Source organism: Sorangium sp. So ce406, assembly GCF_051474675.1.
GTDB classification, from domain to species: domain Bacteria; phylum Myxococcota_A; class Polyangia; order Polyangiales; family Polyangiaceae; genus Sorangium; species Sorangium cellulosum_G.
This window is the reverse complement of the sequence record NZ_CP150340.1, coordinates 11777767-11803977: the sequence shown is the minus strand read 5'-3', so window position 1 is coordinate 11803977 and position 26211 is coordinate 11777767. Positions and strand designations below refer to the sequence as shown.

At 69.8% G+C, this 26211-nt stretch carries 22 protein-coding genes; 7 read left to right on the top strand and 15 right to left on the bottom strand.

Annotation, left to right across the window (positions count from 1 at the left end; genetic code table 11):
- Window positions 1-264: 264 nt before the first annotated feature.
- Window positions 265-1968 (top strand): glycoside hydrolase family 43 protein, encoded by a 1704-nt coding sequence (locus WME96_RS44425; protein WP_437287591.1) that lies wholly within the window; start codon window positions 265-267, stop codon window positions 1966-1968.
- Between the two features lie 31 nt (window positions 1969-1999).
- On the opposite strand, the gene WME96_RS44420 is transcribed toward WME96_RS44425, so the two are convergent.
- Together WME96_RS44420 and WME96_RS44415 are read right to left on the bottom strand one after the other, a co-directional pair.
- Complete coding sequence (locus tag WME96_RS44420) at window positions 2000-2179, bottom strand: hypothetical protein (protein WP_437287590.1); 180 nt, start codon at window positions 2177-2179, stop codon at window positions 2000-2002.
- Complete coding sequence (locus tag WME96_RS44415; RefSeq protein ID WP_437287589.1) at window positions 2170-3240, bottom strand: aldo/keto reductase; 1071 nt, start codon at window positions 3238-3240, stop codon at window positions 2170-2172. Before WME96_RS44415 ends, WME96_RS44420 begins: the two co-directional genes overlap by 10 nt.
- 208 nt (window positions 3241-3448) lie before the next feature.
- Between WME96_RS44415 and WME96_RS44410 the strand changes: the two genes are divergently transcribed.
- Both WME96_RS44410 and WME96_RS44405 read left to right on the top strand, forming a co-directional pair.
- Window positions 3449-4369, top strand: coding sequence for an AraC family transcriptional regulator (locus tag WME96_RS44410; RefSeq protein WP_437287588.1), 921 nt, complete (start codon window positions 3449-3451; stop codon window positions 4367-4369).
- Window positions 4370-4616: 247 nt separating this feature from the next.
- Window positions 4617-7682 carry a PEP/pyruvate-binding domain-containing protein gene (locus WME96_RS44405; RefSeq protein ID WP_437287587.1) on the top strand — a complete coding sequence of 1022 codons (3066 nt, stop codon included), beginning with the start codon at window positions 4617-4619 and terminating at the stop codon, window positions 7680-7682.
- 5 nt (window positions 7683-7687) lie between these two features.
- Here WME96_RS44405 and WME96_RS44400 read toward each other — a convergent pair whose 3' ends face one another.
- Window positions 7688-8347 (bottom strand): helix-turn-helix domain-containing protein, encoded by a 660-nt coding sequence (locus WME96_RS44400; protein ID WP_437287586.1) that lies wholly within the window; start codon window positions 8345-8347, stop codon window positions 7688-7690.
- Between the two features lie 266 nt (window positions 8348-8613).
- Complete coding sequence (locus WME96_RS44395; RefSeq protein ID WP_437287585.1) at window positions 8614-9897, bottom strand: hypothetical protein; 1284 nt, start codon at window positions 9895-9897, stop codon at window positions 8614-8616.
- Window positions 9898-10234: 337 nt separating this feature from the next.
- Between WME96_RS44395 and WME96_RS44390 the strand changes: the two genes are divergently transcribed.
- Entirely contained in the window at window positions 10235-11836 is a 1602-nt protein-coding gene (locus WME96_RS44390; RefSeq protein WP_437287584.1) for a PAS domain-containing protein, read from the top strand.
- Between the two features lie 5 nt (window positions 11837-11841).
- On the opposite strand, the gene WME96_RS44385 is transcribed toward WME96_RS44390, so the two are convergent.
- Entirely contained in the window at window positions 11842-12813 is a 972-nt protein-coding gene (locus tag WME96_RS44385; RefSeq protein ID WP_437287583.1) for a D-2-hydroxyacid dehydrogenase family protein, read from the bottom strand.
- Window positions 12814-12863: 50 nt separating this feature from the next.
- Between WME96_RS44385 and WME96_RS44380 the strand changes: the two genes are divergently transcribed.
- Complete coding sequence (locus WME96_RS44380; RefSeq protein ID WP_437287582.1) at window positions 12864-13940, top strand: ABC transporter substrate-binding protein; 1077 nt, start codon at window positions 12864-12866, stop codon at window positions 13938-13940.
- Window positions 13941-14006: 66 nt separating this feature from the next.
- Here the strand turns inward: WME96_RS44380 and nudC are convergent, their stop codons facing one another.
- From nudC to WME96_RS44345, 7 genes are all read right to left on the bottom strand, one after another.
- Complete coding sequence (nudC, locus tag WME96_RS44375) at window positions 14007-14816, bottom strand: NAD(+) diphosphatase (protein ID WP_437287581.1); 810 nt, start codon at window positions 14814-14816, stop codon at window positions 14007-14009.
- Between the two features lie 172 nt (window positions 14817-14988).
- Complete coding sequence (locus WME96_RS44370) at window positions 14989-16560, bottom strand: hypothetical protein (protein WP_437287580.1); 1572 nt, start codon at window positions 16558-16560, stop codon at window positions 14989-14991.
- Between the two features lie 297 nt (window positions 16561-16857).
- Window positions 16858-17928 (bottom strand): HTTM domain-containing protein, encoded by a 1071-nt coding sequence (locus tag WME96_RS44365; protein WP_437287579.1) that lies wholly within the window; start codon window positions 17926-17928, stop codon window positions 16858-16860.
- An 11-nt stretch (window positions 17929-17939) separates the two neighbouring features.
- On the bottom strand, window positions 17940-18476 hold the full coding sequence (locus tag WME96_RS44360) for a hypothetical protein (protein WP_437287578.1): 537 nt from the start codon (window positions 18474-18476) through the stop codon (window positions 17940-17942).
- A 142-nt stretch (window positions 18477-18618) separates the two neighbouring features.
- A complete protein-coding gene (locus tag WME96_RS44355; protein WP_437287577.1) occupies window positions 18619-18981 on the bottom strand; it encodes a hypothetical protein in 363 nt (120 codons plus the stop codon).
- A 381-nt stretch (window positions 18982-19362) separates the two neighbouring features.
- Window positions 19363-19608 (bottom strand): hypothetical protein, encoded by a 246-nt coding sequence (locus WME96_RS44350; protein WP_437287576.1) that lies wholly within the window; start codon window positions 19606-19608, stop codon window positions 19363-19365.
- A 262-nt stretch (window positions 19609-19870) separates the two neighbouring features.
- Complete coding sequence (locus WME96_RS44345) at window positions 19871-20266, bottom strand: RidA family protein (RefSeq protein ID WP_437287575.1); 396 nt, start codon at window positions 20264-20266, stop codon at window positions 19871-19873.
- Between the two features lie 162 nt (window positions 20267-20428).
- On the opposite strand from WME96_RS44345, the gene WME96_RS44340 reads away from it, so the two are divergent.
- On the top strand, window positions 20429-21325 hold the full coding sequence (locus WME96_RS44340) for a LysR family transcriptional regulator (RefSeq protein ID WP_437287574.1): 897 nt from the start codon (window positions 20429-20431) through the stop codon (window positions 21323-21325).
- 155 nt (window positions 21326-21480) lie between these two features.
- On the opposite strand, the gene WME96_RS44335 is transcribed toward WME96_RS44340, so the two are convergent.
- Together WME96_RS44335 and WME96_RS44330 are read right to left on the bottom strand one after the other, a co-directional pair.
- Window positions 21481-22506 carry a GlxA family transcriptional regulator gene (locus WME96_RS44335; protein WP_437292424.1) on the bottom strand — a complete coding sequence of 342 codons (1026 nt, stop codon included), beginning with the start codon at window positions 22504-22506 and terminating at the stop codon, window positions 21481-21483.
- A gap of 229 nt (window positions 22507-22735) precedes the next feature.
- Window positions 22736-23482 carry a PepSY domain-containing protein gene (locus WME96_RS44330; RefSeq protein WP_437287573.1) on the bottom strand — a complete coding sequence of 249 codons (747 nt, stop codon included), beginning with the start codon at window positions 23480-23482 and terminating at the stop codon, window positions 22736-22738.
- A gap of 333 nt (window positions 23483-23815) precedes the next feature.
- Here WME96_RS44330 and WME96_RS44325 point away from each other — a divergent pair, with 333 nt between their 5' ends.
- The gene (locus tag WME96_RS44325; protein WP_437287572.1) at window positions 23816-24427 is read left to right on the top strand and encodes a GNAT family N-acetyltransferase; all 612 of its coding nucleotides are present in this window, start codon (window positions 23816-23818) and stop codon (window positions 24425-24427) included.
- Window positions 24428-24501: 74 nt separating this feature from the next.
- Here the strand turns inward: WME96_RS44325 and WME96_RS44320 are convergent, their stop codons facing one another.
- On the bottom strand, window positions 24502-25827 hold the full coding sequence (locus WME96_RS44320) for an extracellular catalytic domain type 1 short-chain-length polyhydroxyalkanoate depolymerase (RefSeq protein ID WP_437287571.1): 1326 nt from the start codon (window positions 25825-25827) through the stop codon (window positions 24502-24504).
- Window positions 25828-26211 lie beyond the last annotated feature (384 nt).

Sequence of the window (26211 nt, the reverse complement as noted above, 5' to 3'; positions counted from 1 at the left end):
CGCCTCGCTGGCCGAGCGGCGCCCCGCGCTCATCGTGCGCTCGCAGAGGCCCTGCTTCTTTCTCCGGCTCAAGGATATCCGCGGGCCGATCGATTGAAGTTGACACCCAAATTGTGAACGTTCACAATACTACCCCGTATCCTTTTGCTTCGCTCCGGACCCCATCGGCTCGTCCGGAAGTCGTCTGAGCCACGCGGGAGGCGCATCGCAAGCCGCCCGAGCGGCCGTGTTCAACTGCTCCGGCCCCCAACCGATCAGGTGACTATGCGTTCCTCACGAAAATTGACGCCGACGGCCTGTTGCCGGGGCGCGCTCCTCCTGGCCGGGCTCCTCGCGAGCCCTTCGGCGCTGGCCGATTACCCCGTCGCCTCGCACCGCTACCTCGCCGACCCGGCCTCGCTCGTGCACGACGGGCGCGTCTATCTCTACGGCTCGAACGACGACGACAACGTCAAGGCGGACGGCTCGGACGACGGCTACAAGATGGCCTCGTTCGTGGCCATCTCGAGCAGCGACATGAAGAACTGGACCGACCACGGGGAAGTGATCCGCGTGCCCCGCGACGCCTCCTGGGCGGCCAACACGTGGGCCCCCTCGCTCGTGGAGCGCAACGGCAACATCTACATGTACTTCGCCAACAACGGATCAGGCATCGGCGTCGCCAAGAGCGACAGCCCGACCGGACCGTTCAGAGACGCGAAGGGCAGCGCCCTGATCACCTCGAGCACCCCCGGCGCCTCGGGCCAGAACATCTGGCTCTTCGATCCGGGGGTCTTCATCGATGACGACGGCCAGGCGTACCTCTACTTCGGCGGCAACGGCGAGCAGAACGCGCGCGTCATCAAGCTGAACAACGACATGGTGAGCGTCTCGGGCTCGGCCTCCGCGATCACGGTCCCGTACTTCTTCGAGGCATCCTGGATGCACAAGCGGAACGGCGTTTACTATCTGTCGTACTCGACGAACCCCGCGAACGGCATGCGGATCGACTACCTCACGAGCTCGAGCCCCACCTCCGGCTTCACCCACCGCGGCACGGTGGGGCCCCAGCCGCCGAAGAACAACAACAACAACAACCACGCGGCAATCTTCGAGTTCGGCGGCTCCTGGTACCACGCCTACCACAATCGCTCCGTCGCCAACGACGCCGGCGAGCCCCCGGGCTATCGCCGGAACCTCGGGATCGAGTCGTTCACCTACAAGGAGGACGGGTCGATCGTGCCAGTGACCTACACGACCGACGGGCTCAAGCAGGTCAAGAACCTCGACCCCTACGTGCGCGTCGAAGCCGAGACCTTCAACGCGCAACGCGGCATCGAGACCGAGCCCTGCGAGGAGGGGGGGATGAACCTCTCCAACATCGAGGACGGAGACTGGGTGCGTCTCCGCGGGGTCGACTTCGGCGAAGGGGCGGAGAGCTTCAGCGCGCGCATCGCGAGCGCCGGGCAGGGGGGCAGCATCGAGCTCCACCTGGAGACACCCGACGGCACGCTCGTGGGGACCTGCGCGGTCGCGGCGACGGGCGACTGGCAGACGTGGGCCGATACGTCGTGTGCGGTCGACGGCGCCACCGGCGTGCACGACCTGTACCTGGTCTTCACCGGCGGCGATTCGTACCTCTTCAACGTGAACTCCTGGCAGTTCTCGCCCGTCGGCGGCGAGGGAGCCGGCGGGGGCAGCACGGCTGCAAGCACGAGCAGCGGTGTCGGCGGCAGCGGCGGTGGGGCCACGGTCGCCGGATCCGGCGGAGGGGCCACGGTCGGTACGGGTGGGGCTCCCCCAGGCCCCATGTCCTCCGCGCAGGCGTCGTCGGGGGGGACCTCCGACGGAGAATCGGGCGACGAGGCCGGTTGTGCCTGTCGCGCGTCGAGCCGCGCGCCGTCCGGGAATGCCCTTGTGCTGACAGCGTTGCTCGCGGCGTCCCTCGGGCTCCGGCGGCGCGGCCGAAGGTCCGTGGCCCCGGACTGACGCGCTTGGATCAGCGCCGCCCGCGGGGTCGTCACCGCGGGCCGGGCTCGCCGCCCCGCTCCGCGAGCCCCTTCTCGAGCACCGCGAGCCCCTTCACGGCGCGCGGGAACCCCGCATAGACGGCGGCCGCGAGGGCCACCGCCGCGGGCCGACGCCAGGCCGCCTCGAAGCGGCCTGGCGCGCCGCGTGAGCGCGCGCGCGTCAGCGGCATCGCTCCACCTGGGCGCCGCCGAAGATGAGCTGCTGGGCCATGGGGCGCCCCATGAACCTGCTCGGGAAGATCGGGCTCGGCGCGCTGGCCTCGTCCAGCCGTGCCCGCTGGTCCTCGGTGAGCGTCAGCGCCAGGGCGCCGAGGTTCTCCTCGGCCTGGGCCAGCGTGCGTGCGCCCATGATCGGCGCGACGACGGCGGGGTTCAGAAGCGTCCAGGCCAGGGCAACCTGCGAGGGGGTGCCTCCGGTCTCCTCGGCGACCGCGCGGACCACCTCGACGATGTTCAGCGCGTGCTCCGTCATGTTGCCAGACGAGGCGATGACCCCTTTCCGCGAGGCCGAGACGCTGGCCTCGCTCGCCTGCGACAGATCCGCCCGGCTGTACTTGCCGGTCAGGATGCCGCCGCCGAGCGGCGACCACGGCAGGACGCCGAGGCCGAGCGCCTCCGCCATCGGGATGAGCTCGTGCTCCACCGTTCGCTCGACCAGGCTGTACTCGATCTGGAGCGCCACGAACGGCGACCAGCCGCGCAGATCGGCGAGCGTCTGCATCTGCGCGACCCGCCACGCGGGCGTGTTGCAGATGCCGACATAGAGCACCTTCCCCGCGCGAACCAGGTCGTCAAGGCCGCGCATCACCTCGTCGGGCGTGGTGGTGAAGTCCCAGCCGTGGAGATAGAAGAGCTCGATCCTGTCGGTGTCGAGCTGCCTGAGGCTCGCCTCGACCGAGCGGACCATGTTCATCCGGTGGTTGCCGCCGGAGTTCGGATCGCCGGGATCGCGCGCCATGGTGAACTTGGTCGCGACGACGATCCGCTCGCGCCTGCCCTTGAGGAGCCCGCCCAGGATCCGCTCGGCGGCGCCGTTGGTGTAGTTGACCGCTGTGTCGACGAAGTTGCCGCCGCGGTCGACGTAGGTATCGAAGATCCGCCGCGCCTCGGCGTCGTCGGCGCCCCAGCCCCAGTCGGAGCCGAACGTCATGGTGCCGAGCGAGAGGCGCGACACGCGCAGGCCGGACCGGCCCAGCAGGCGATAGTGATCGAGCGCGTTGGAGATGGTCATGGCAAAGACTCCGATGGTTCGATGAGCGTGTGCGCCCCCTCGGGCGCGCCCAGGGTGAGCCGACGATTCCCACGCCGGCCCGCTTCCCCGTCAGCATGGTGGACGAGCGGGGGATACCGGTAGAATGGATCGCCGAGATGCTTGCACGATCCTCCACGAGGGGTCAGATCGCCCTTGTCCCGTGGCGACACCGGTGAGACAGAACGGTATGGCAAGGCTGGAGGAGCTCTCGGCGCTCATCGCGCGCCACACGGCCGCTGACGGGATGCACGCTTGCAAGCTCCCCCGGGTGACGCTCATCCGCTCGTCCCGCCCGACGATGCCGATGCCGGCCCTGTACACACCGTCGCTGTGCCTGGTGACGCAAGGGCGCAAGCAGGCAGTCCTGGGGGGTCGCCTCTACGACTACGACGCGGCCAGGTACCTCGTGGTCTCCGTGGACCTCCCGGTGGTGGGATCCGTGATCGAAGCGAGCGTGAGAGCGCCCTATCTCTGCCTCCAGCTCCACCTCGACATGGGCGTGCTCGGGGAGCTCGTGCTGGAGCGATTTCCCCTGGACCGCGCTGCCCCTCCCCCGGCGGGCCTCGGCATCCACGAGGTGACGCCGGCGCTCGTGGACGCCTGCACGCGGCTCGTGGCGCTGCTCGACGCCCCCGAGGACATCGCCGCGCTGGGCCCCCTCGTCGAGCGAGAGATCCTGTACCGGCTGGTGACCGGCCCGGCGGGGGAGATGATGCGGCACATCGCCAGGAGCGGCGGTGGTCTGGCGCGCGTGTCCCGCGTGATCAGCTGGATCAAGGCCCACTATGCCGAGCCGTTCACGATCGAGACGCTCGCCTCCCACGCAGGGATGAGCGAGTCCTCGCTGCACGCCCACTTCAAGTCGGCGACGATGATGAGCCCGCTCCAGTACCGGGCGCAGCTCCGGCTCCAGGAGGCGCGCCGCCTGATGGTCGCCGAGGGCGTCGAGGCGGCCCAGGCTGGCTTTCGCGTGGGCTACGACAGCCCATCGCAGTTCAGCCGCGAGTACCGGCGGCTCTTCGGCGCGCCCCCGGCGATGGATGCGTCGCGGCTCAGGGCCTCGGGCGGCGAGGCGGGCGAGCTCGCAGGGGCGAGAAGGACGATGTGAGGCTCTGGCGGCGGAGCTCCTTCCGCGCTGCCCCGCGACGGAGGGCGCGCGTGTCGCGAGATCGGAGCATCGGAGTCGTGGGCGCACCTCGCTGCGCGCGCCCCTGACGAGGACGGCGCGGGAGCTGGCACAGCTCGGCGCACGCGCGCCGCACAACGCCACGCATGCAAGCATTCGAATTTATTGATGTTTCTTCGCTGCGCCACGCACCGTCAGGGGTGGCATGCGGCATGCTGACGAAGCCGGCATGACGACGACTTCATCCCGCGCTCTCCCTACGCATCGATCGCTCCAGGCGCGCGTGGGGGTTGGCCTGCTGTCGCTCGCCATCAGCGCCGGCTGCTCGGATGGCCCGAACAACAACCCGCCCCCGCCGACCACCGGGTGCGCGTTCCCGGTTCCAGCGGACGGCGCGCCCGCGGCGCGCGGCGACCTTCGCATCAACGAGGTGATGACGGGCAACGACGGCGCCTGGGTCGATGAGATCGGCGAGACGGATGACTTCATCGAGCTGATCAACATGGGAGATCGCCCGCTCGATCTCGGGCAGTACCACGTGGGTGAGAAGGCCGGCGAGGCGACGCGGCTGCCGAGCCTGACGCTCGGACCGGGGAGGACGGTGCTGCTCTGGGCAGACGACACGCCCGAGCAGGGCCCGCTGCACCTGCCGTTCAAGCTCTCGAACTCGGGCGCGCGCGTGCTGCTCTGGTCGGCGTCGTGCGAGCTCGCCGACAGGATCGATGTGCCGGAGCTGCCGCGCTCCGAGAGCTACGCGCGCCTGCCCGACGGCACGGGCGAGCCGTCGATCTGCCGCTACGCCACGCCCGAGCGCCAGAACGGCGACACGTGCGATCCGCCGGAGCCGCCGAACCTCGACGACGGCATCCGATTCACGCCCTTCCCGTGGCCCGAGACCTTCCCGGCCGTCGCCGGGCCGCTGGTCATCTCCGAGCTCGCCCTGCGACCGGCAGGGTTCGTCGAGGTGCTGAACGCGAGCGACCAGGCCGTGAAGCTCGACGGCTTCGCGCTGCGGCTCTCGGCGCTCTCTCCGGGAGAGGCGCTGCCCGCCGCAGACACGGGCGCGCTGCTCGCGTGGCCGGAGCCGTCCGCCACGCTCGCGCCCGGAGAGCGCGTGAGCGTCCCGGTGAGCGCGGGCGACACGGCCGATCTCGAGGCCTCGCCGCATTTCGAGGGCGTGGCGACGCTGTGGCAAGCAGGCCAGCCGGCGCCGAGCGATCGCGTCGACTTCATGGCATGGCCCGAAGGCGCCTCGCTCTCGCGCGTGCCCGACGCCACCGGGGCGCCGCGCTTCTGCGAGGCGCCGAGCCCCGACACCGCGAACGACGGTTGCGTCCAGCTGGCCGGGCGCGCGCTCCCGGGCGGACGCGCGCGCCGGCTGGAGACGGCCGGCGACTTCGCCGAGCTGGCCAAGGGGGGCACCGAGGTCGGCGAGGCCGGCGTCAAGTTCGTCGTCGACATGGCGGCGAACGACACAGTGCACCTGCTGGGGACGCGCGAGTGGGCGCTCCACTACACCTTCATCCGCGAGCAGATAGAGAGGCAGCCGCACCTCGATCGTTGCGACCCCGAGCAAGACGCGGAGTTCGACGTCGGCTGGGGGCTGTTCAGCCAGTCCGAGTACTTCCGCGTCGAGGGCCGCCGGTATCTCCTCGGCACGCTGGTGGAGCACACCAACGGCACGAAGACGGTCGAGTTCTCTCCCGGCGACCAGATCATCGGCGCGCAGATGCGGCGCGCGTTCTTCGCGGCGATGCGGGCGGTGCCCGACCCGCAGGCGTGGTCGATCCGGCCCACCGCGGCGCGCCAGATCGCCGAGCTGCGCGCGATCGAGGGGACCGCGCCGATGGTCGGGCCGAACGCGCCGTACAAGGGGCTCACGTACCAGCCGCTCAACCCGGCCGAGGGCTTCGGCACGCTGATGTTCGTCCCTGCGCGCGACCTGGAGACGGCCGAGCTAGGACCGAACGTGATCGTGGTGACGGACGACGTGCCGAACGAGACGGCGTTCATGGGCGGCCTCATCACCGAGGCCTTCCAGACGCCGCTGGCGCACGTGAACGTGCTCGCGCGCGGCCGGGGGACGCCGAACATGGCCTTGCGGGGCGCGCGCGACAACGAGCGCCTGAAGGGCCTGTTCGGCAAGCTGGTGCGGCTCGAGGTGCGCGCGTCCGACTTCGACATCCGCGAGGCCACCGCGCAGGAGGCGGACGCTTACTGGGAGGCGCGCAAGCCCACCGGCGAGCGGCTGGCGCCGGCGCTCGACCTCTCCGTGCGCGGGATCGTCTCGCTCGACGCCGCCGCGTATGCGCAGAGCGACAGCATCGGATCCAAGGCAGCAGGCATGGCCGAGCTGTACCGGGTGAACACCGTGGGGCAGTATTGCCCGCCCGATCTGATGCCGCTGTTCGTGCCGCCGGCGGCGTTCGCGGTCCCGTTCTCGCACTACATGGATCATTTCCAGGCGAGCGGCGCGGCGGCTCTCCTGGCCGAGCTCGAGCAAGATCCCGAGTTCCGCGCCGATCCGCACGCGCACGCCGAGGGGCTGGCAGCGGTGCGCGCGCGGATGATGGCGCACCCGGTGGGCCCCGAGATCCTGGGGGAGATCACGAGGGCCATCCAGGAGCGGTTCGGCGGCGAGCGCGTGCGCCTGCGCAGCAGCAGCAACACCGAGGATCTGGCCACCTTCAACGGCGCGGGCCTGCACACGTCGACCAGCGGCGAGCTCGACGCGACGTCGAGCTCGATCGAGGACGCGCTGCGCACGGTGTGGTCGAGCCTCTGGAACACGCGCGCTTACGACGAGCGCGAGTTCGGTCACGTCGAGCAGGCGCGGGCGGCCATGGCGGTGCTGGTGCACCAGGCCTGGCAATCGGAGCGCGCGCAGGGCGTGGCCATCAGCCGCAACGCGCTCGACGCGATCCGCGACAGCCAGTACTACATCAACGCGCAGATCGGGGAAGCGTCGGTCACCAACCCGGCGCCCGGCGTGACCAGCGACGAGATCGTGTACACGCCGCCGCCCCGCACGATCAAGGCGGACTACCACGCGCGCTCGAGCCTGTCGCGCGGGCGCGAGGTGCTGTCGTTCCCCGAGATCCAGCGGCTCGGCTGCGTGCTCGAGGCCGTGCACGCGCACTACCGGCCGCTGGTGGACCCGGGCGGGGAGAACCGTCTGTATGCGATGCAGATCGAATGGAAGCTGATCGGCCCGCAGCGCCGGCTGCTGGTGAAGCAGGCGCGCCCCTACAGCTTCGGCGCGCTCGAGGCGCCCGGCGACTGCCGGGAGTTCTAGGGCTTCTACGCGGCCGCGCTCCTGCGGCGGGCTGCGCCGTTACCCCCTTCGGCGAGCTTCGCTTCGTGCTTCGCGATCCACTTGCGGAGCCGTTCAGAGAGCGGTGACCGTCCGTTCTCGTAGTTGGCGACCGAGCTGCGCGCGAGGCCGAGCTTTCCGCCGAGCTCGGCCTGCGAGAGCCCGAGCTTCTCGCGAAGCACCTTCAGCGACATCGAGTCCGTCGCCGGTTGCTCGCGCGCCGGCGCGCTCGCAGGGCGAGGCGGCACGACCTCGATCGAACGCACCTTCCGCTGGGCGCGCTCGGCCTCCGCCGGCGGCACCTCGGCGCGGGCGGCTTCCGGCGCGACTCGGGCGGCTTCCGGCGCGGTGCGGGCGGCTTCCGGCGCAGCGCGGCGCGCCACCGTCGCTCGGACGCTCGTCGCGCTCGCCGCGAGCCCCCCGCCGCAGAACGGGCAGAAGTCGAAAGGGAGGAGCTTGCCCGAGTCAGTGCGGAACTCGATGCCCTGGATCGAAGCCGGGAGGCCTTGCGCGCGGCGCTCCTCGCTCGACCACCCGTAAACCAGCGTGAGCCCGGGGCCGTCGTGATTGACCGGCAAACCGGCCTGACTCATCCGGAGGCAGACCGTCCTGCCGTCGCGTGTGCACTGTCGTCCGATGATGGGCATTGTCATCTCCTCTCTTCGAAGGGGCGCGAGCGCAGGCCTAGCCGGTCCAACTTTTGCGCAGTACTGTTCACCTGTCAAGGTGGAGCTGTACTGAGTGCGTCAGGCGACGCCTGGGCGAGGGCGAGAGGGCCATGGGCCATGCGCAGGCTCGAGGGGTCGAGCGCGGCGCGGGCGCGCCTCGGCCGCGAGCCGGGCGCGCGTCGCCAGCCCGAGCTCCGGGGTGAGGGGGGCGGTCGCGGGGGCGCCGTCCGCGCGGCGCCCGGCGCTCACTCCTTCGATAGATACGCGACCATGAAGCACATCTCCTGATTCGTCCCCTCTCCCCAGGGCACGTCCTGCGGCGGGAGCTGGAACTGCCCCTCACTCTCGGCCGCGTTGTCCCAGGTGCACTCGGCGACGAAGCGATCTCCCGTCCCCCAGCGCAGCGGCTCGTCGAACATGTACAGCGCCTGGTGGTGGAACTCGAACTCTCCGCGCGCCGCGCACTCCTCCTCGCCGCCGTCGCGCTCGACCCACGCCCGGTAGGAGCGGCCGAGCAGGTGCATGTGCGGCAACAGGCCGTAGACGAGCTGCGGCGGGCCGTCGTTCGGCGTGCTGCTCCGCTCGGTGTGGCCCTCGGCGCCGGCGGGGATGGTGAAGGGCACCGGGCCGAACACATCCATGTAGACCTCGGCGCGGGGCGGCTCGCGCGAGAGCTGCAGTCGATACCCCGATCGATCGCGGCTGCTCGTGCCCCCGCGCCCGAAATAATGCATCTGCAGGACGAGCTGCTCGCCAGGCTCGACGCGGACCCCGGCGCCCTCCGGGAGCCGCGTCACCCCGACGCCGGGCGCCCAGCTGTGGAGGAGCTGCCAGTCGAGCTCGATGACCGGATCGCGGCACGGAAAAGCGCGCGTCCCCGGCGGCACGCCGTATCCGATGCCCGCGTCGCCCGCGAGATCCCGATACACGGCCATGTGGTGCACCACCGCGGGATCGCCGACCACCGCCTCGAACGCCGTGATCCAGGCCGGCTCCGTGAAGGGGTTGTCGATGATCGCGCAGAAATACTCGTTGCCGTCGTCGTCGAGCGTCACGTCGTGCGCCTCGGGCATTTCGAGCGTGGCGTCGGGGACCTCGATGGTGTCCGTCGCGCGCTGCGGCGGGGGCGCGTCGGCCGGATCGCCGAGCGGCGCGCCGTCGCGCGCCCATGCCTCGAAGCGAGATCGCTCGTCGACGGTGAGGCTCATCCGCTCCGCGCCCTCGTAGCTGCGGCAGGTCGGGTCGAGCACCGGAGGCGGCATGTCCCCCGCGCTCACCCGAAGGGCCATGAGCGCGGCCAGCCGCTGCGCCGTCGCCGCGTCCGTCAGCGCCACCCGGCCGACGCCCGCGCCGTCGTGGCACGACGCGCACGAGCGCTCCACGAGCGGCTGGATGTCCCGATACCACGTCACCTTCGATCCCGACGGCGAAGGCGCTTCCCCATCGCCCCCACACCCCATCCCCCCCACGACCCCGAGCGCGAGCACCGCCGCGCTCCGCGCTCCGCGCACGGCCTTGCACCACGTCATCCCACACCTCCTCGCTTCACGGCCGACCCAGGAGCCGCGTCTCTCCGGCGAACTCCGTTCAATCAACCGTTTCAAACGAACGTTTAAACCGCGCGCGAGGACGTGTCAAGGACGGGCCGACGACCGCGCGGGGCGCGCAGCTTTCCGACGGAGCGGAAGCGTCGGTGCAGGAGCGAGCCAGTCGTCGAGGTGGCGCCGTGTCGGCGACGGTCATCGTCTGGCGGTTCAAGGGGTCGAGCCTGTGCCGATCTCGGCCAGCAGCTGCGCTGCCTGTCGATGCGTGATGTCGTCACCGAGGCCGACACCCTGAGGGGCTCTTGCTCTACGCTCCTCCCCGATGCCCAGCGACGCTCCTGTCGATCTCTACTCGCTCGCCTTCACCTCCTGCGTCGACCCGCTGCTCTTGCTCGATGACAGCGGCCGGATCCTGGCGCTGAACCCCGCCGCCGAGCGCCTCTTCTCCAGTCCCGGGGCGACGGCGCGCGGAAGGAGCATCGATGAGGCCCTGCGGCCCGAACTGCCCCTCGGCGCGCTCCTCGAGCAGGTGCTCCGCGATCGCGCCCCGCGCGCCCTGCCGCCCGACTTCGCGCTGCACCTCGCGGACGAGCGCGTCGTCCTCGCGGAGGGGCACCTCAGCCCGCTCGTCGATCCTGCGGGCGCGTGCGCCGCCGTGCTCCTCGCGCTGCGCGACGTGACCGAGCGGCGCCGGGCCGAGCAGGCGGCGCGCGATCAAGGAGCGCGCCTGCACGCGGCCCTCGAGGCGCTCGACGTCGGCTTCGTCATCTACGACGCCGAGGAGCGGCTCTGCTTCTTCAACACAGCGTACCGATCGCTCTACCCCGAATGCGCCGCCGCCATCCAGATAGGCAATACGTTCGAAGACGTCGTCCGCGAGGGCTGCCGGAACGGGATCCACCTCCACAGCGGCCTCAGCGAGGAGGAGTGGGTCGCCGGTCGAATCGCGGACCATCGCCGCTCCGGGGATGTCTACATGCGGCGGTTCGGGGACCGCTGGATCACCCTCAAGAGCTGCCGCCTCGCCGACGGCAGCTTCGTCGGCCTGCGGATCGACACCACCGAGCTCAAGGAGGTAGAGCTCGCCCTCGAGCGCGAGCGGCAGTTCATCCGCCTCGTGCTCGACACCATCCCGATCATCGTCACGGTCAAGGACCGGGACGGCAAGATGAAGCTCGTCAGCAAGGGCTACGCCGAGCTGTACAACACCACGCCGGAGGGTGCGGTGGGCAAGACCCTCGCCGATATGCCGCCCTCCCACGCCGAGCTCTCCACCATCGGCGAGATGGACCGGGAGGTGCTCGCGCGCATGCAGCGGGTCTCGAGGGTTCAACCCGTCGCGCGCCCGGACGGCGAGGTGCGGTGGATGTCCATCATCAAGGTGCCCCTCGTCGAGCAGGACGGCACGGCGCACATCCTCGCCATCGGCACGGACATCACGGCGCAGCGGGAGCACGAGGAGGACATGGCCGCCACCATCGCCGAGCTCGAGCGGCAGAAGGAGGCCATCGCCGATCAGCTCGCGGTCATCCAGCGCCAGCAGGCGCTCATCCGCGCCCTGTCCACGCCCATCCTCCAGGTCGCCGAGGGCGTGCTCGCCGTGCCCTTCATCGGCGCGCTCGACGACGCGCGCGCGACCGACGTCACCAGCAAGCTCCTCGACGAGGTCGTGCGCACGGGCGCTCGCTTCGCCATCATCGACGTCACCGGCATCGAGAGCGTCGACGCCGCGACGGCCGACCACCTCGTCCGCATCGTCCGCGCGATCCGCCTGCTCGGCGCGAGCGGCGTCCTCACCGGCATCGGGCCCGCCGTCGCCCAGTCCATGTGCGGCCTCGGGGTCGACCTCTCCGGCGTCACCACGCACGGCAACCTCCGCGCCGGCATCGAGGTCTGCCTCCGCGCGCTACGCGAGCGGCGCTGAGCGGCTCACAGCACGCGCACCGGCTGGTCGGCGCGGAACGCGGCGATGTCCTCGAGCGCCTCGCGGTAGAAGATGCGGTACGTCTCTTCGGTGACGTAGCCGAGGTGCGGGGTGAGCACGGTGTTGGGCAGGCGGCGCAAGGGGTGCTCCGCGGGCAGCGGCTCGGTGTCGAAGACGTCGAGCGCCGCGCCCGCGAGCCGGCCGCTCGTGAGCGCCTCGATCAGCGCGCGCTCGTCGACGATCGGGCCGCGTGAGGTGTTCACGAGCAGCGCGCCGGGCTTGAGCAGGTTGAGCTCGCGCGCGCCGAGCAGCCCGCGCGTCCTCTCGGAGAGCACGAGGTGGATGCTGACCACGTCGGCGCCCGCCAGGAGCTCGTCGAGCGGGAGGAGCGTCGCGCCGTGCTCGGCGGCGCGCTCGGGCGTGAGGTTCTGGCTGTACGCGGTCACGCGCATGCCGAACGCGAGCGCGACGCGGGCGACCTGCGCGCCGAGGCGGCCAAGGCCGAGCAGCCCGAGCGTCTTGCCGGACAGGCCGAGTCCCAGGCTCGTCTGCCATTCGCCGGCGCGCACCGCGCGATCTTCGCGCGGGATGTTCCGCGCCAGCGCGAGCAGCAGCCCCCAGGTGAGCTCGGCCGTGGGATAGGGCAGACCCCCGGTGCCGGACACGACCACGCCGAGCTCGCGCGCCGCGGCCACGTCGATGGCGGCATTGCGCGCGCCCGTGGTGACCAGCAAGCGCAGCCTGGGCAGCTCGGCGAGCACCGCGCGCGGGAAAGGCGTCCGCTCGCGCATCGCCACGACGGCATCGAACGGCGCCAGCCGTTGCACGAGCGCTCGCGCGTCGGCGACGTGATCGTGAAAGAACTCGACCTCGACGCCAGGGCCCAGCGTGTCCCACGCCGCGAGCGAGCGCGCCACGCGCTGATAGTCGTCGAGCACGGCCACGCGAAACGAGGCGGGCGGAGCACTGGAAGGCATCTTGTCTGGTAACCTTGCATTTTAACGGACGGCTGTCCACTATAACGGACATGGCTCCCTCGCCTCCCGTCCGGCCCAGCCTGCTCCGCGCCGCGTGGCCCGCTGTCTTCCTGTTCGCCCTGCTGGTCTTGTGCGGCGCGGCCGGCTGCTCGCGCGCCGACACGTCGCGTGGCTCCAGCGCCGGACCGGAGAGCGAGTTCGAGACGCTCGAGCTCCGCTATCAGGGCAACAACGGCACGGTGTCGCCGATCGAGCTCGCGGAAGACCTCGGCTACCTCGCGCCGATCCGCCTGAATTTCGTCGGCAGCACGGTGAGCGGCCCGCAGAGCGTGCAGGCCGTGGTCACCGGGGATACCGACTTTGGCGGCGCCTTCAACGGCGCGGTCATCAAGCTGATCGCGGCCAAGGCGCCCATCGTCGCCGTCGTGGGCTATTACGGTGTCGACGAGCAGCGCCAGAGCGGCTTCTACGTGCTGAACGACAGCCCGCTGCGCGCCGCGCGCGATCTGCTGGACAGGTCGATCTCCATGAACACGCTCGGCGCCCACAGCGAGTTCATGGTCAAGGAGTTCCTGTCGCGGAGCCAGATCACGCCGGAGGAGACCCGGCGCGTCACGCTGCTCGTCGTTCCACCCGTGAACGGCGAGCAGCTGCTCCGCGAGAAGCAGGTCGACGTGGCGTCGCTCGGCGATATCTACCGCGATCGCGCGCTCGAGCGCGGCGGCATCCGTCCGCTGTTCTCGGACTACGAGCTCTACGGCAAGTTCACCGCCGGCAGCTACGTGATGAAGACCAGCTTCATCAATGAGAACCCGAAGACCGCCCGGCGCTTCGTCGAGGCGACCGCGAAGGCGATCGAGTGGGCCCGGAGCACCCCGCGCGAGACGGTGGTGGAGCGCTGCATCGCGCTGATGAAGAAGCGCGGCCGGAACGAGGAGGACGCGGCCATCAAGTTCTGGCGCAGCTACGGCGTCGCCGGCAAGGGCGGCTTGATCGCGGAGCGCGACTTTCAGATCTGGATCGACTGGATGGTCAAGAGCGGCGAGCTCAAGCCGGGCGAGATCGCCCTGAACCGCGTTTACACGAACGAGTTCAACCCCTACGCCAGCGAGCCAGCCGCGAACTAGAGAGCGCCGAAGCGGCGCGCCTCCAGGCGTCCCCCGATTCGCTGCATCCCACGTCGATGCTCCTGCTCACGATCGTGGCGTGGAGCGCTGGACGAAGGCGTCGATCAAGCGCCGCGCGATGCTGACCCTGGGTGGGAGGTCGGGGAGCTGGTCGCGCGAGAACCAGTCGGCTTCGACGATCTCGTGGCCGTCCGGCGTGAGCGTGCCGCCGTCGTAGGTGGCCGAGAAGCCGATCATCAACGAGCGACCGAACGGCCACGGCTGGCTGTCGAAATACTTCAGATCGCGGATCTGAACGCCGACCTCCTCGCGGACCTCGCGCGCGGCCGCCTGTTCGAGCGACTCGCCGATCTCCACGAAGCCGGCCACCGCGCTGAAACGCCCCGGCGGGAAGCGCGCGCTGCGCGCCAGGAGCACGCGGTCCTCGCGCTCCACCAGCACGATGACGGCGGGCGCGATCCGCGGGTGCACGCGGAGCCCACAGCTCGGGCAGCGCCGCGTCTGCTCACCGGCGCTGGGCTCGCGGCCGTCCGGAACCAAGACGCCCGGCTCGGTGGTTGCCCCGCAGCGCCCGCAGTAGCGGTGCGTCTCGGCGAACTCGACGCCGGCGAGCGCGCACCCCACGATGTGCAGCGTGGGCTCGGGCAGCTCGGAGAACAGGGAGCGGACCGACGCGAACGCGAGCTCGGCCGGAAGCGCGACGTCGGGTCGAGCGCGCGCCGCGTACCAGCCGCGATCGTCGAACCTGCCGAGGAACACGGGCGAATCGGCGAACGCCGGGAGGGTGTCGCGCCGGCCGAGGAACAGCCCGCCGGCGCGTTCCACCACCACGTCCAGATCGCGCACGATCACCACGAGCTCGTCGTTGGCCGTCATAGCGAAGCGCCAGTGTACGAGCTTCGCCGAGCGCCGCCAGCGCCTGGCAGGTGTAGCGGGGGTCGCCCTTGGTGGAATAGATGATGCGCACCAGGCCTTGATCGCGCTGGGCGAGGAGGTCCTCAACAGCGCGAAGCGCTTGCCCTCGCGGTCGTCCGCTGTGTTCGGCGCTCTATTGCCTCGGTGGCAGCTGATCGGGGAGGCGCTGGTTGCAGGCGCACATGTATGCTTCTACCGGGTTCCTCTGGTCCGCCAGGTGCTGCGGGCGATCTCCGATGTCCGGGGTGGGCACTGCCAGTCCGTTGAACCCGAACTTGTCGCTCCACGTCCCATCCCCGTCCTGGCGATAGACGTGGTACGAGAAGGGATTGGCGTACATGTAGATCTTGGTCCGGTTGTCGGGGCACGGCTCTGTCAGCGAGGACGGGATGAGCCCGTCGCCCGCGGCATATTGCTCGAACCAGTAAGCCTGCTCTCTGGTCGGCCGAAGACCCATCGTGTAACCCGGGTCTTGACCGACCCCGCTCTCCGGATACTTGTTCTGCGCGTAGTAGTAGCAGTTGGACTGGACCGCGGTCCCGTCGCTATACGTCCATTTCTCCGGTTCATAGACGGTGGGCTCGCAGGTGTGCTCGGCGCAGGAGCGGCCGCACACGGGCTCCACGAGGTCGACGCATGTGTCGTCCCATTCGGTCGTGCAGCACGAGCCTCGTAGCTCACACACGGCGCTGACGCAGCTGTCCACCGAGCTGTCGAGCGCGGTCCCCGGGTTGCAGAGTCCATGGGTCCCAGCCTTCTTGCGCGCGACGACCGCGTACGCCGTCGTCGAGCCCGCGCTCGCGACGAACTGGTCGCGCGAGGTGACGGACACGCTGCGGCCGTCCTCGCCTGGCTGGATGGAGACGAGCGTTCGGCTTCGCTGGTCGTCCGCGTACTCGATCGACGCGCCCATCCCGATGAGCGCCCATCCCGGCTCGATCTGCAGGGAGCTGGTGCCGTATCCATGGGCCGCGTCTCCGGGGCTCCCCTGGATGGTCTTGATCTCGAGGCCGCCGAAGCCTTCGATGACCTGGTCCTTGATCTGGAGGATCCAGGCGGACGTCGTGCCCGCGGCGGGGATGGCGTAGTCGGTCGAAGCGGCCGTCCACTCGTGGAGGCCCGCCGGGTGGCTGGCGGTCAGGTAGCGCGCGGCGCCGCCGGTCACCGACGCATCCGGAGCGGTCTCGGCGCCGCCGCCGATCGTCACCCAGCCGTCGTCGCCCTGAGCCGCGGCGACGTCCGTGGGGAGCTGAACGGACTTCCGCTGGATCGAGTCCTGGAGATCCTTGGTCCTCACGCCGTCCAGGCGGACTCCGATGGCGTACACCGTCAAGTGGTGCGGATTGGGCGCTGCGCGCGCGCTCGACGAGGCGCGCCATGTCCGGGCGTCGACCGGGCGGCTCTCACGCAAGAACGCGGCGCTGCCGGTGCTGCTGTCCGTCGTGGCACCGCCGCCGACCAGCGCGTACTCCGGGTCGACCACGCACTCGACGCCCACGTGGACGTCGGACGACGCGACCGTCGTGCACTCCTTGATCTGGACGTGCACCGGAGCTGCAGAGTCGTCCCTGCGCGAGACCACGGTGACCTGTTCGCTCGATAGCGCCGACTGCGCTTGCGCGGTCAGGTCTCCGACAAGCGGTGCGTTGTTCGCGTCGTCGAGGACGCAGCCGGCCACGCCGGCCAGGATGATGCTGGAAGGCACTCCTATCGCAAGACACACCAAGGAACGTCTACTCATGATTTCACCATGCCTCTGTCGTGCGCGACACGGACGCGCGGCGAGCCCTCGTCTCAGGCAGCGTCCGAGCCCCCGTTCACGCGATGACCTCGATCCTTCAAGAACGACGAATCGCGGATCCAGCACTCGCCGTGCCACGGCTCGACGCGGACGGGGCTCGATGATCGTCGCCGCAGGTCGTGGCGCGACACGGCCCCGTCGATGCCTGGCCAGGGCGCGGGCGTGCGGCGCCCAGGGCAATGTTTGCCGCGCCCCGGCCCCTCAGCGCTGGCAAACTTTGCCAGCGCGGCAAGTCTTGCCATAGGCATGCCGGTCCCGCGGGCGGGCTCGCAGGACCCCCGCGGGCAGTCCATGCGAATGACGCGGGGCAGGCTTCGCGTCCTTGCCGCGAAGCGCGTCCGCCTCGGCGCGCACGGCGCCGGGAGGATCTGCCCGCACCGCGAATGCAGCGAGGGTAAGGACAGCCATGATGGCTCCGAAGACGACGAGCCCCATGAAGACCGCTATGCCAGCGTGGAGCGCCACGGTGGCCGCCACCCAGATCCGCCGCGTGCGCCGCGGCCAGATCATGAGAGGGTAGCCGCATTCGATGAGCAGCACCGTCCAGCCTGCGCCCACCGCGAGCCATGGAGTGTGGGCCAGCCAGGTGAAGTCGTATTGGCGATAATCGGGCATGTTGAGCGTCCGCCAGATGGCGTCGCCGTTCCACCATTGCTCGCCGAGCGCCTTTCCCAGCCCGCTCATGAGGTAGACGACGCAGAGGTGTATCTGCACCACGCGCAGGGAGAGCCGCGCCGCGCTCGTGGGCCCGGCGGGCGCGCGGCCGAGCCGCCGATCGAGCGACAGCGCCGCGCCCGCCGGCATCCACATCAGGTAAAACAGGAAGATGTTGGCGAACTGGTCTACGCCGTAGTTCGTGCTGTCCGCCGTCATCATCAGCATCAGGTGGGAGAGCCAGGCGCCTGCCGCGGCCAGCCTCGTGTGCCATCCCACGAGCAGCGCGACGAGGGCGAGCACGTACAAGGCGCCCACGGCGACGAGGACGGGCGCCTCTCCGATCCCGAGCGGGGCGAGGCGGTCTATCAGCCAGCTGAGCCGGACCGGCCCCGGTCTCCCGAGCGCGTCGAGGAGCGGTCCCTGCAGGATCCCCGACCGCCCATAGAGCTCGAACAGCGCAGGAGCGACCATCCCCGCCTGGACGAGGAGAACCGAGGCGATCCCGATCCGGAGCGCGGCGAGCGGCGCCGCGGACGCAGGAGCGAAGGCGAAGCGCTCGACGGCCGCCCACGCCCGCGCAAGGCCACGCTCGTTCGCGGCCCGGGGCGCAGCCATAGGCCGCGCGTTCACGGCCCCCTCCCGTCGCTCTGCTGCGCGCGCATGAGCCTCGCGTGATGCACGAACTTCGCTCGATAATTCAGCTCCCATCCTGCGACCTTCCCCTCGCGGTGCTCCGCCATGGAGGGGAGATCGAGCGTATCGAGCTGGACGACGACGCTGTCGGCGTCTGGATGCCTGGCGAGCACCTTGCCGGCCCAGGAAGCCACGAGCGACCGCCTCACCGCCTCATCCTCCTCCAGCCGGAACATCCCGATGATGTTCCTGACCCGGATATCTGCTTCACGGCTCACCCCCGTCTCCAGCACATCGGTGACGGTCTCCCCGTTTGCGTGGTTCAACTGAAAGCTCGCCGAGAGCGACGTTCCGACCCCCGGCGCGAAGAAGGAGTACCCGCTGTCGGCTCCGGAGAGCAGGCCGTAATACTTCACCGCCCGGCGCGCCCAGCCCCCGTCTCCGATGTGCACCTGCAGAGCGCCCAGACAGACCACCACGAGGTGCGCCGCCGCGGCGGCGAGCAGAAGGATGGCGCGTCTTCGGCCCATGGCTGTCCCGTTCATCCAGCTTCCCCCCAGGGTGCCCGCGACGCCGGCACCTCTCCCAGGCAGACGACCCTTGCTGCCGGCACGGCGCCGCTGGGGCCGAGGTGCGCTCGACCTGCCAGCGGCACCATGAACCGTCAGGCCATCAGCGCTGACCCGCCGTCAGGCTCACGACAGGAGTCGGGAGCCCTGCCGGCGTAGAAGCGTCGGCGCTGAAACCCCAGTAGCCGTGGTAGCCATGGTGGCCGTGATGCCCGTGGTGGCCGTGATGCCCGTGGTGGCCGTGGTGGCCGTGGTGGCCGTGATGCCCGTGATGGCCGTGATGGCCGTGATACCCGTGATAGCTGGACCAGCTTGCGCTCGCGTCCGCCGAGCTGGATGCACTCGTCTCCTCGACGAGCGTGAGGTCCTGAATCGGCGTCGTGCTCGCCGCACGAGCGAGCGGAGCGACAGCGACCGTCGCAGTGGCCATCAGAGCGCCAATCAATCTCAACTGGCTCATATTCATTCCTTCCCCCTCACCCGAGCATGCTGACTGCTGCTTTCCGGGTGATGCTCGGCGACCATGCACGCTGCGCGCCGGGGGTGAGTCCCAGGCATGAGTCGCCGGCAGATCCAGCTGCGCGAGGGCGAAGAGGGGCAAGACACGGCGAGACGGCCGGGCTCGCTCGGCGGATCCGGCGTCGCGCCGCCGACAGGCGGCTGCGCGAGTGCGCCAGGACTTGCTCGAATGCGCAACGGGGACTGGTGCTGCTGAGCCCACCGGGCCGGTGGGCCTCGACGCCGCCGCCATGGCCGGACAGCCCGCCTGCCGGGAAGTGCAGCCGGGGCGGGCTCGACTACCGGCCCGAGCCTGGGCCCCGGCTTTCCGAGGGGCTGCGAGCCGCCGTCACTCGGCGCCGCCCGAGCGGTTCACGACGAGCGTTCCGGTCTGGAGGTAGCGCTCGTAGACGACTCGCAGCTCCGCGTCGTTGAGCCCCCGCTCGTCGCTGCCGATGAGGTAGACCCCCCGCGCCGGGTCGCGGTAGACGTTCGCCTGGAACTCCTCCCAGCTCAACTCGGTGTCTTCGCCGGGCGCGGATCCGTCAGCCTCGGAGGACGAGGTGGGCTCCGTACCGCCGCAACCGACCAGCATGAGCGCCACCACGGGCGCGCAGAGGAGGACAGACAGCGAGCGCCCGATGCGGCTCCTGGACAGACGCCCTAACGACGATCCTTGATTCATGGGAACACCTTTCGCGGTCAGGTCACACGTTGATCGCAACCAGAGAACCTCGCCGACGGCGTTCCGGAAGCCAGCGCCGCTGGCATCTTGCATGATGACACAGGAATCGAGGAGAATGGAAGTCCCATGCGGGAGCGACAGCGCGGATCGGCCGCCGCCGGACGTGGCGAGGTCAGCTCGCGTGCGCGACGGCGCGGATCTCGATCAGCTGATGTGGGAACGCCAGACCCGAAACGCCGATGAGGGTGCCCGCCGGACGATGTTGCCCCACATACTCCTTGAACAGAGCGACGCATCGCTCGAAATGCTCGCTCGGGTTCGTGAGATAAATCACCATCTCGGCGATGTGGGCCCTCGTGACGTTGAATCCCGCCAGCACCCGATCGAGGTTCTCCAGCGTCTTCCTGGCCTGTGCCTCGAAGTCGCCCTCACCGACGAACGCGCCCTGCATGTCGTGGGAGAATTGCCCCGAGATGTAGATGGTGCCGTTGACGCTGTAACCCTGGGTGACGCCGAAGCCCTCTTCCCATGGAACGCCGTGGTTGTAGGTGGTGGCCTTCTGTGTCATGTTAGTTTCCTTACCGCCTGTGGTTCCCCGCCGCGACATGGGCGAGGCGTCGAGGACTGTAGCGAGCCGATTGGCGAACGGATGTCACCACAGACGCGAAGGACTTTCTGAGCCCTCCAGGCGCCCTGCTCGGCCGGGCGCCGGAGCAGGTGGAGCTGCACCATGCTGCGCGCGAACCTGAACGAGATCCTCGTCTTCATGGCCGTCGTCGATGAAGGGAGCTTCGTCGCCGGGGGGCAGGCGATGGGCCTGACCAGGTCGGCGGCGGGCAAGGCCGTGAATCGCCTGGAGGACAGGCTGGGCGTCCGCCTCCTGAACCGCACGACGAGGGCGCTGAGCCTCACCGATGAAGGTCGGGTGTTCTACGATCGAGGTTTGCAGATCCTCGCGGCGGTCGACGACGCGGAGGCGAGCGTGGCGGGGCGCTCCGGCACGCCGCGGGGGCTCCTGCGGCTCACGGTCCCCGATGCCTTCGGGCGGCTCGTGGTTCTGCCGCTGCTGCGGAAGTATCTCGAGGCCTGGCCCGACATCCAGGTGGAGGTGAGCTTCACCGACCGCCTGGCCGATATCGTCGAGGAGGGCTTCGATCTGGCGGTGCGGATCGGAGAAGCGCCCCCGGACACGCGGCTGGTGTCGCGATTGGTCGCCAGGTACAGGGCCGTGCTCTGCGCCGCGCCGTCCTACATCGCCGCGCGTGGAGAGCCGCGGAGCCTCGATGATCTCGCGGGCCACGACTGCTTGATCTTCAGCAGCCGCAATCGACGGCAGAGCTGGCGCTTCGTCGGCGACGATGGAGCGTGGGTCAAGGCGCAGGGCCCGGGCCGCCTGCGGCTCGATAGCGGAGAGGCCATCCGGGACGCCGCCGTCGCAGGGCTCGGCGTCGCGTTTCTCCCGGACTTTCTCGTCGCCAAGGACCTGGCCGCCGGACGCCTCCAGCAGGTGCTGCCCGACGTCGAGGCAGAGGACGTGAAGATCGTGACGATCTACCCGACCCGACGTCTCCTGGAACCCCGCGTCAGGCGCTTCATCGATCTCATGGTCGAAGAGCTCGGGAGCTGAGCTGCCGGCGCCGAGGCATCATTCGATCGAGGTCGTCGGTCGGTCGCAGCACGGACCGACGTCGCCCGCACCAACGAGGAGGCCATGGCATTTTCACTACAACGGATAATTCGTCCGTCACAATAGACACGGCGCAGGGCGGACCGGCGGCGCCCTCACGAGGCCGGCGTTCGACCGAAGCGCCGCCGATAGTCCTCCGGCGTGACGTGCAGCGTGCGCTGGAACGCGCGCCGCATTCGCTCGTCGGTGCCGAAGCCGCAGTCGCGCGCGAGCTGCTTCATGGACGCCCGGCCCCCCTCGAGGCAGGAGCGCGCCTGCTCCAGCCTCGCCGCCTCGACGAATTTCGCGGGGGTCATCTGCATGGCCCGGGTGAACGTCCGCGCGAAGTTGCGGGGGCTCATCCCGGCCTTCGCGGCCAGCGCCTCGACGCGCAGATCGGCGTCGAGGTGCCGGAGGGCCCAGTCGATCACGTCCTGCAGCGGCCCCGCGGCGACGGTCTGCGCGAGGAGCGGGCGGCTGAACTGGGACTGTCCGCCCGGGCGCTTGAGGAACACAACGAGGTCTCTCGCCACCTTGAGCGCCACGTCGTACCCGAGATCCTCTTCCACGAGCGAGAGCGCGAGATCGATGCTCGCGGTGATGCCCGCAGACGTGTAGATCTTCCCGGACCGCACGAAGATCGCGTCGGCGTCGACATCGACGCCGGGATACGCGCACGCGAGCGCGGCCGCCGTGCGCCAGTGCGTGGCCGCTCGGTGCCCCGTGAGCAGCCCGGCGGCGGCGAGGATGAAGGCGCCGGTGCAGACAGCGCCCATGCGCCGGACCTTCGGCGTCATCGCGCGCAGCCAGCCGAGCAGCCGGGCGTCACGGGTCGCTTCACGGGTCTCGCCCCCCGCGACAAGCACCGTGTCGACGCCCAGGGCGAGGTCCGCGAGCGCCCTGGAGGCGACGATCTGCGTCCCGGAGGCCGTCCGGATCACGCCGCCCGATACGGAGGCGATCTCGACGGCATAGGCCGGGGGAGCTCCGGGGCGCTGCGCCCTGGCCACCTCCGAGGCCAGGGCGAATACGTCGACGGGCGCCACCACGTCGATGGCGCCCGCGCCGTCATAGCCCACGAGCACGACCCTGCGCGTCGCCGCGCGGCGGCTCGCGCTCGGCGTGGCGCGGGGAGCGATCATCGACGATCGGGGCCGGTTCACGCGAAGACGGTACCCGTCGCGCACCTGTCCGGCAAGACGACGTACCTGCATTTCCGGCCAAGCGCCCGGCTTGAAACACGCAGGAATGAAGAGATTCGAACCACAGAGGCACAGAGGGCACAGAGGTTTTTTTGTTGTTCCTCTGTGCCCTCTGTGCCCTCTGTGCCTCTGTGGTTCGTTTTCTCAGGGCTGCCTCATCGTGGGTGTCCTAGGGAGTGTTGAGCTCGACGACGTTGCCGTCGGCGTCGACCGAGAGCTCGAACTCCACGCCGCCGATCACGATGTTCGCCTCGTAGGAGAGCTGCCCGTCGTGCAGCTCCTCGTCCAGCTCCACGATCGAGCCGCCCTGGGCTGCGCGGACGAGCGCCCGGTAAGCCCCCGGCGGGAGCATGTCCATCGTGATGTCCCGCTCGATCAGCGTGCCGCGCGCGTCGATCCTCAAGGCGTAGGTCCGCGCGGTGTTCCGGATGTCGGCCTCGTAGACGACCTCCCCGAGATCCTCCTCGATCTCCATGCGTACCTCCAGGATCGCCGCGCCGGCTGCCTCGCCCTCGATCGCCCGGCGCGCGGGCTCCGCGACCCAGGACAGGGGCACGACCCAGGCCTCGATCTCGCGGGCGAGCACGTTGCCCTGGTCGTCGAGCTCCACCTCGACATAGGTGTCGGCCAGGCGCAGATCGATCTCGTACGTCGCGACGCCAGCGTCGATGTTCTCCTCCACCTGCAGGATCTTGACCCCTTTCCCGAGGCGCATGAGCGCCGCGCCGACGGACGCAGGGAGCTCTTCGACAGCGATGATCCGCTCGATATCGTCCACCGCGCCCGCCTTCGAATCCCTCTGCTCCCTGGCCAGCGCGGAGCCGTGATCGTCGGACGTCGCGCACGGAGACGCGACCGAGACCGCGCACGGAATACAGACCAGGACGACGGACAGCGACGCACCCAGGACGGCCATACGTGGTTTCATTGGACCCCCTCCACCCACATGTCGGATGCAGTCTGACACAAGGAGCCGAGGTAGGCGCGGCTTCCTTTCAGCGTGCTCGCGCGAGGTTGCCGGCGATGAGCGTCTGTGCCGGACGCTGCCCGCGAATTTCGTCGGGCGTGTTGTCCCGTCGCTCGGCCGCGCTGGACCCGGAAAGTCGACCGTTCATGAGGACGTGGCGAGCTGCCCGCGGGAGCTCCGGGCGTCGCCGGGCGATCACGGCGACGCTCGCGCGCTCCGCGGGCCATTTGACAAGCAGCCCCCCAGATAAAATATACTCGCCCCATCAAAGAAGGGAGTTCCATGTCCTGGCCAGAACCCGTCAGCCTGCGCGGGAGCCACGCTGCGCTCGAGCCGCTGGCGCACGCTCACCATGATGAGCTCGTCGATGCCGTGCGCGATGGTGAGCTGTGGAGTCTTTGGTACACCTCCATCCCTCGGCCTGAAGGAATGCGCGACGAGATCGAGCGTCGGCTGTCCCTCCAGCGCTCGGGCTCGATGCTGCCCTTCGTCGTCGTCGACGCGCGAAGCGGACGCGCGGCCGGCATGACCACGTACATGAACATCGACGCACGCAATCGGCGCGTGGAGATCGGCTCGACGTGGTACCGCAAGAGCGTACAGCGCACCGCGCTCAACACCGAGTGCAAGCTGCTGCTGTTGCAGCACGCGTTCGAGACGCTGGAGTGCATCGCGGTGGAGCTCCGGACGCATTTCTTCAACCAGCAGAGCCGGCGCGCCATCGAGCGCCTGGGCGCGAAGCTCGATGGCGTCCTGCGCAACCACGTTCGCGCGTCCGACGGCACGCTGCGCGACACGTGCGTGTACAGCATCATCGCGTCGGAGTGGCCCACGGTGCGCAGCCACCTCACGCATCAGCTCTCGAGGACGCGCGAGCCGACGCCCGCGCGTTGACGCGTCGGCGTCGTGGGACGCCGCGCGCCCCACCGAGGTGGGTTGTCACCTGATCCCGCCGACGAGACAGCGCTTCAGCGCCCGGCGTCCCGGCGCCGGCGGCGGGTCGTCAGCAGCGCGAGGCCCATGGCGACGGCCGCAGCGATCGAGCTCCTCGGCGTCGCATGGGCGACGGGGACATGGGCGCATCCGCCGGAGTCAGACGCCGGAGCTGGGCCCGCGCCGGGGTCGGCGCTGCCGCCCGTGCCGCCTGGGGTGCTGCCGCCCGTCGCGCCGCCCGTCGCGCCGCCCGTCGCGCCGCCGCTGGCGCTCCCGCTGTCGCCCGCTGCGCCGCCGCTTCCCGCAGCAGGTCCGGCGCTGCCGGCGCTCTGATCACCCCCGGCGCCGCCGCCCGAGCCGCCCGAGCCGCCCGCGCCGCCGCTGCCGCCAGGCTCCGAACAGTCGGTCTCTGGATCGGCACCACCGGCCTCGTCGAGACCCAAGAACGCGAGGATGGCATCGCTCTCGTACGGCATGGAGTGCGCGCCGTCTCTCCCTGACCAGGCCTCGAACACCGTGTGGCCACACTCGTTCTTCCAGAACTGGCGCTCATAGCGGGTCCCGTTGGCGGCGGTCGTGCTGTCGGTCGACGTCGGGGTCTCGCTCAGACCGAGGACGTTCGTCCATTCCTTGATCGCCTCTGCCTGGTTCTTGTAATTGATGGTCGCATCCGCGGTGCCGTGGAAGATCTGGAGGCGCGGGCGGTGTCCCGTATAGCCAGGGTACATCGCGCGGACCTGGTCTCCCCATTCCTGCGCCGTCTTGCTCGTCCTGCCCCCCGCGCAGTTGCCGCTCCACTGATTGCTCGCGTCGAAGCCGTCCGCCCAGCACCCGGCCGGCACCCCCGCCCTCGCCGCGCCAGCCCTGAAGATGTCGGGGTACACCGCCAGCAGGGCTTGCGTCATCATCGCGCCGGATGAGCCGCCCACCGCGTAGACGCGCTCCGGGTCGCCGTTGTACTTCGTGAGCGTGTACTTGACCATCTGGGCGATGGCCTGCGTGTCGCCGCCGCCGTCGTGGGTCAGGGACTTCGTTGTGCCCACGTCCCAGCAGTTCCGGCCGGTGGCCTCCGGAAGGATGATGATGAATCCGTTCTGGTCGGCCCCCGCGCGGATGCCCGAGATGCTGTTGAAGAACGAGCTCACCGGCGTGCTGCACGAGTGGCTGGCCACCACGATGGGAGGCTTCTCCGCCAGCCGGTCCGGGACGTAGATGTTCATGTTGACGTAGTCCGGGACGCCGCTCGCCCCCCACGTCGCCCGGTTCACCGCCACCACGGACGCCGCGTGCACCGGCGTGGCCGCGAGCAGTCCCAACGAGATCGACGCGACCACGAGGACGCGATCCTGAAATCGACGCATGTCCGAGTACCTCTTGAGCTGGCGTCGCCGACCGTGGCGCGCGCTTGTCGCGATGGATCCTAATCGACAGAGGAACTCTGGCGCAAGCCACTTCGAGTTCTATCAATCTGGGAAAATTTCAGCGAATGGCACCATGGCGCGCCACGCCGTCCGAGCGACGTTGAGAAGCAGCCATGCTTCTGACACGAGCTCTCTCCACGTGAGCCAATTTGGATGGGATTGAATGTCGCTGCCCATCAGGAACGAAGAGGGCGCTCGCGACGACCCGAGGCGTCCCTCAAATTCTCAGAAGAATTCACAGGGAGGCGGGGAGACGGGGAGGATTTGAATGGTTTCCTCCCCGTCTCCCCGCCTCCCGGTTCAATTTCTCCTCTGAAAATGACC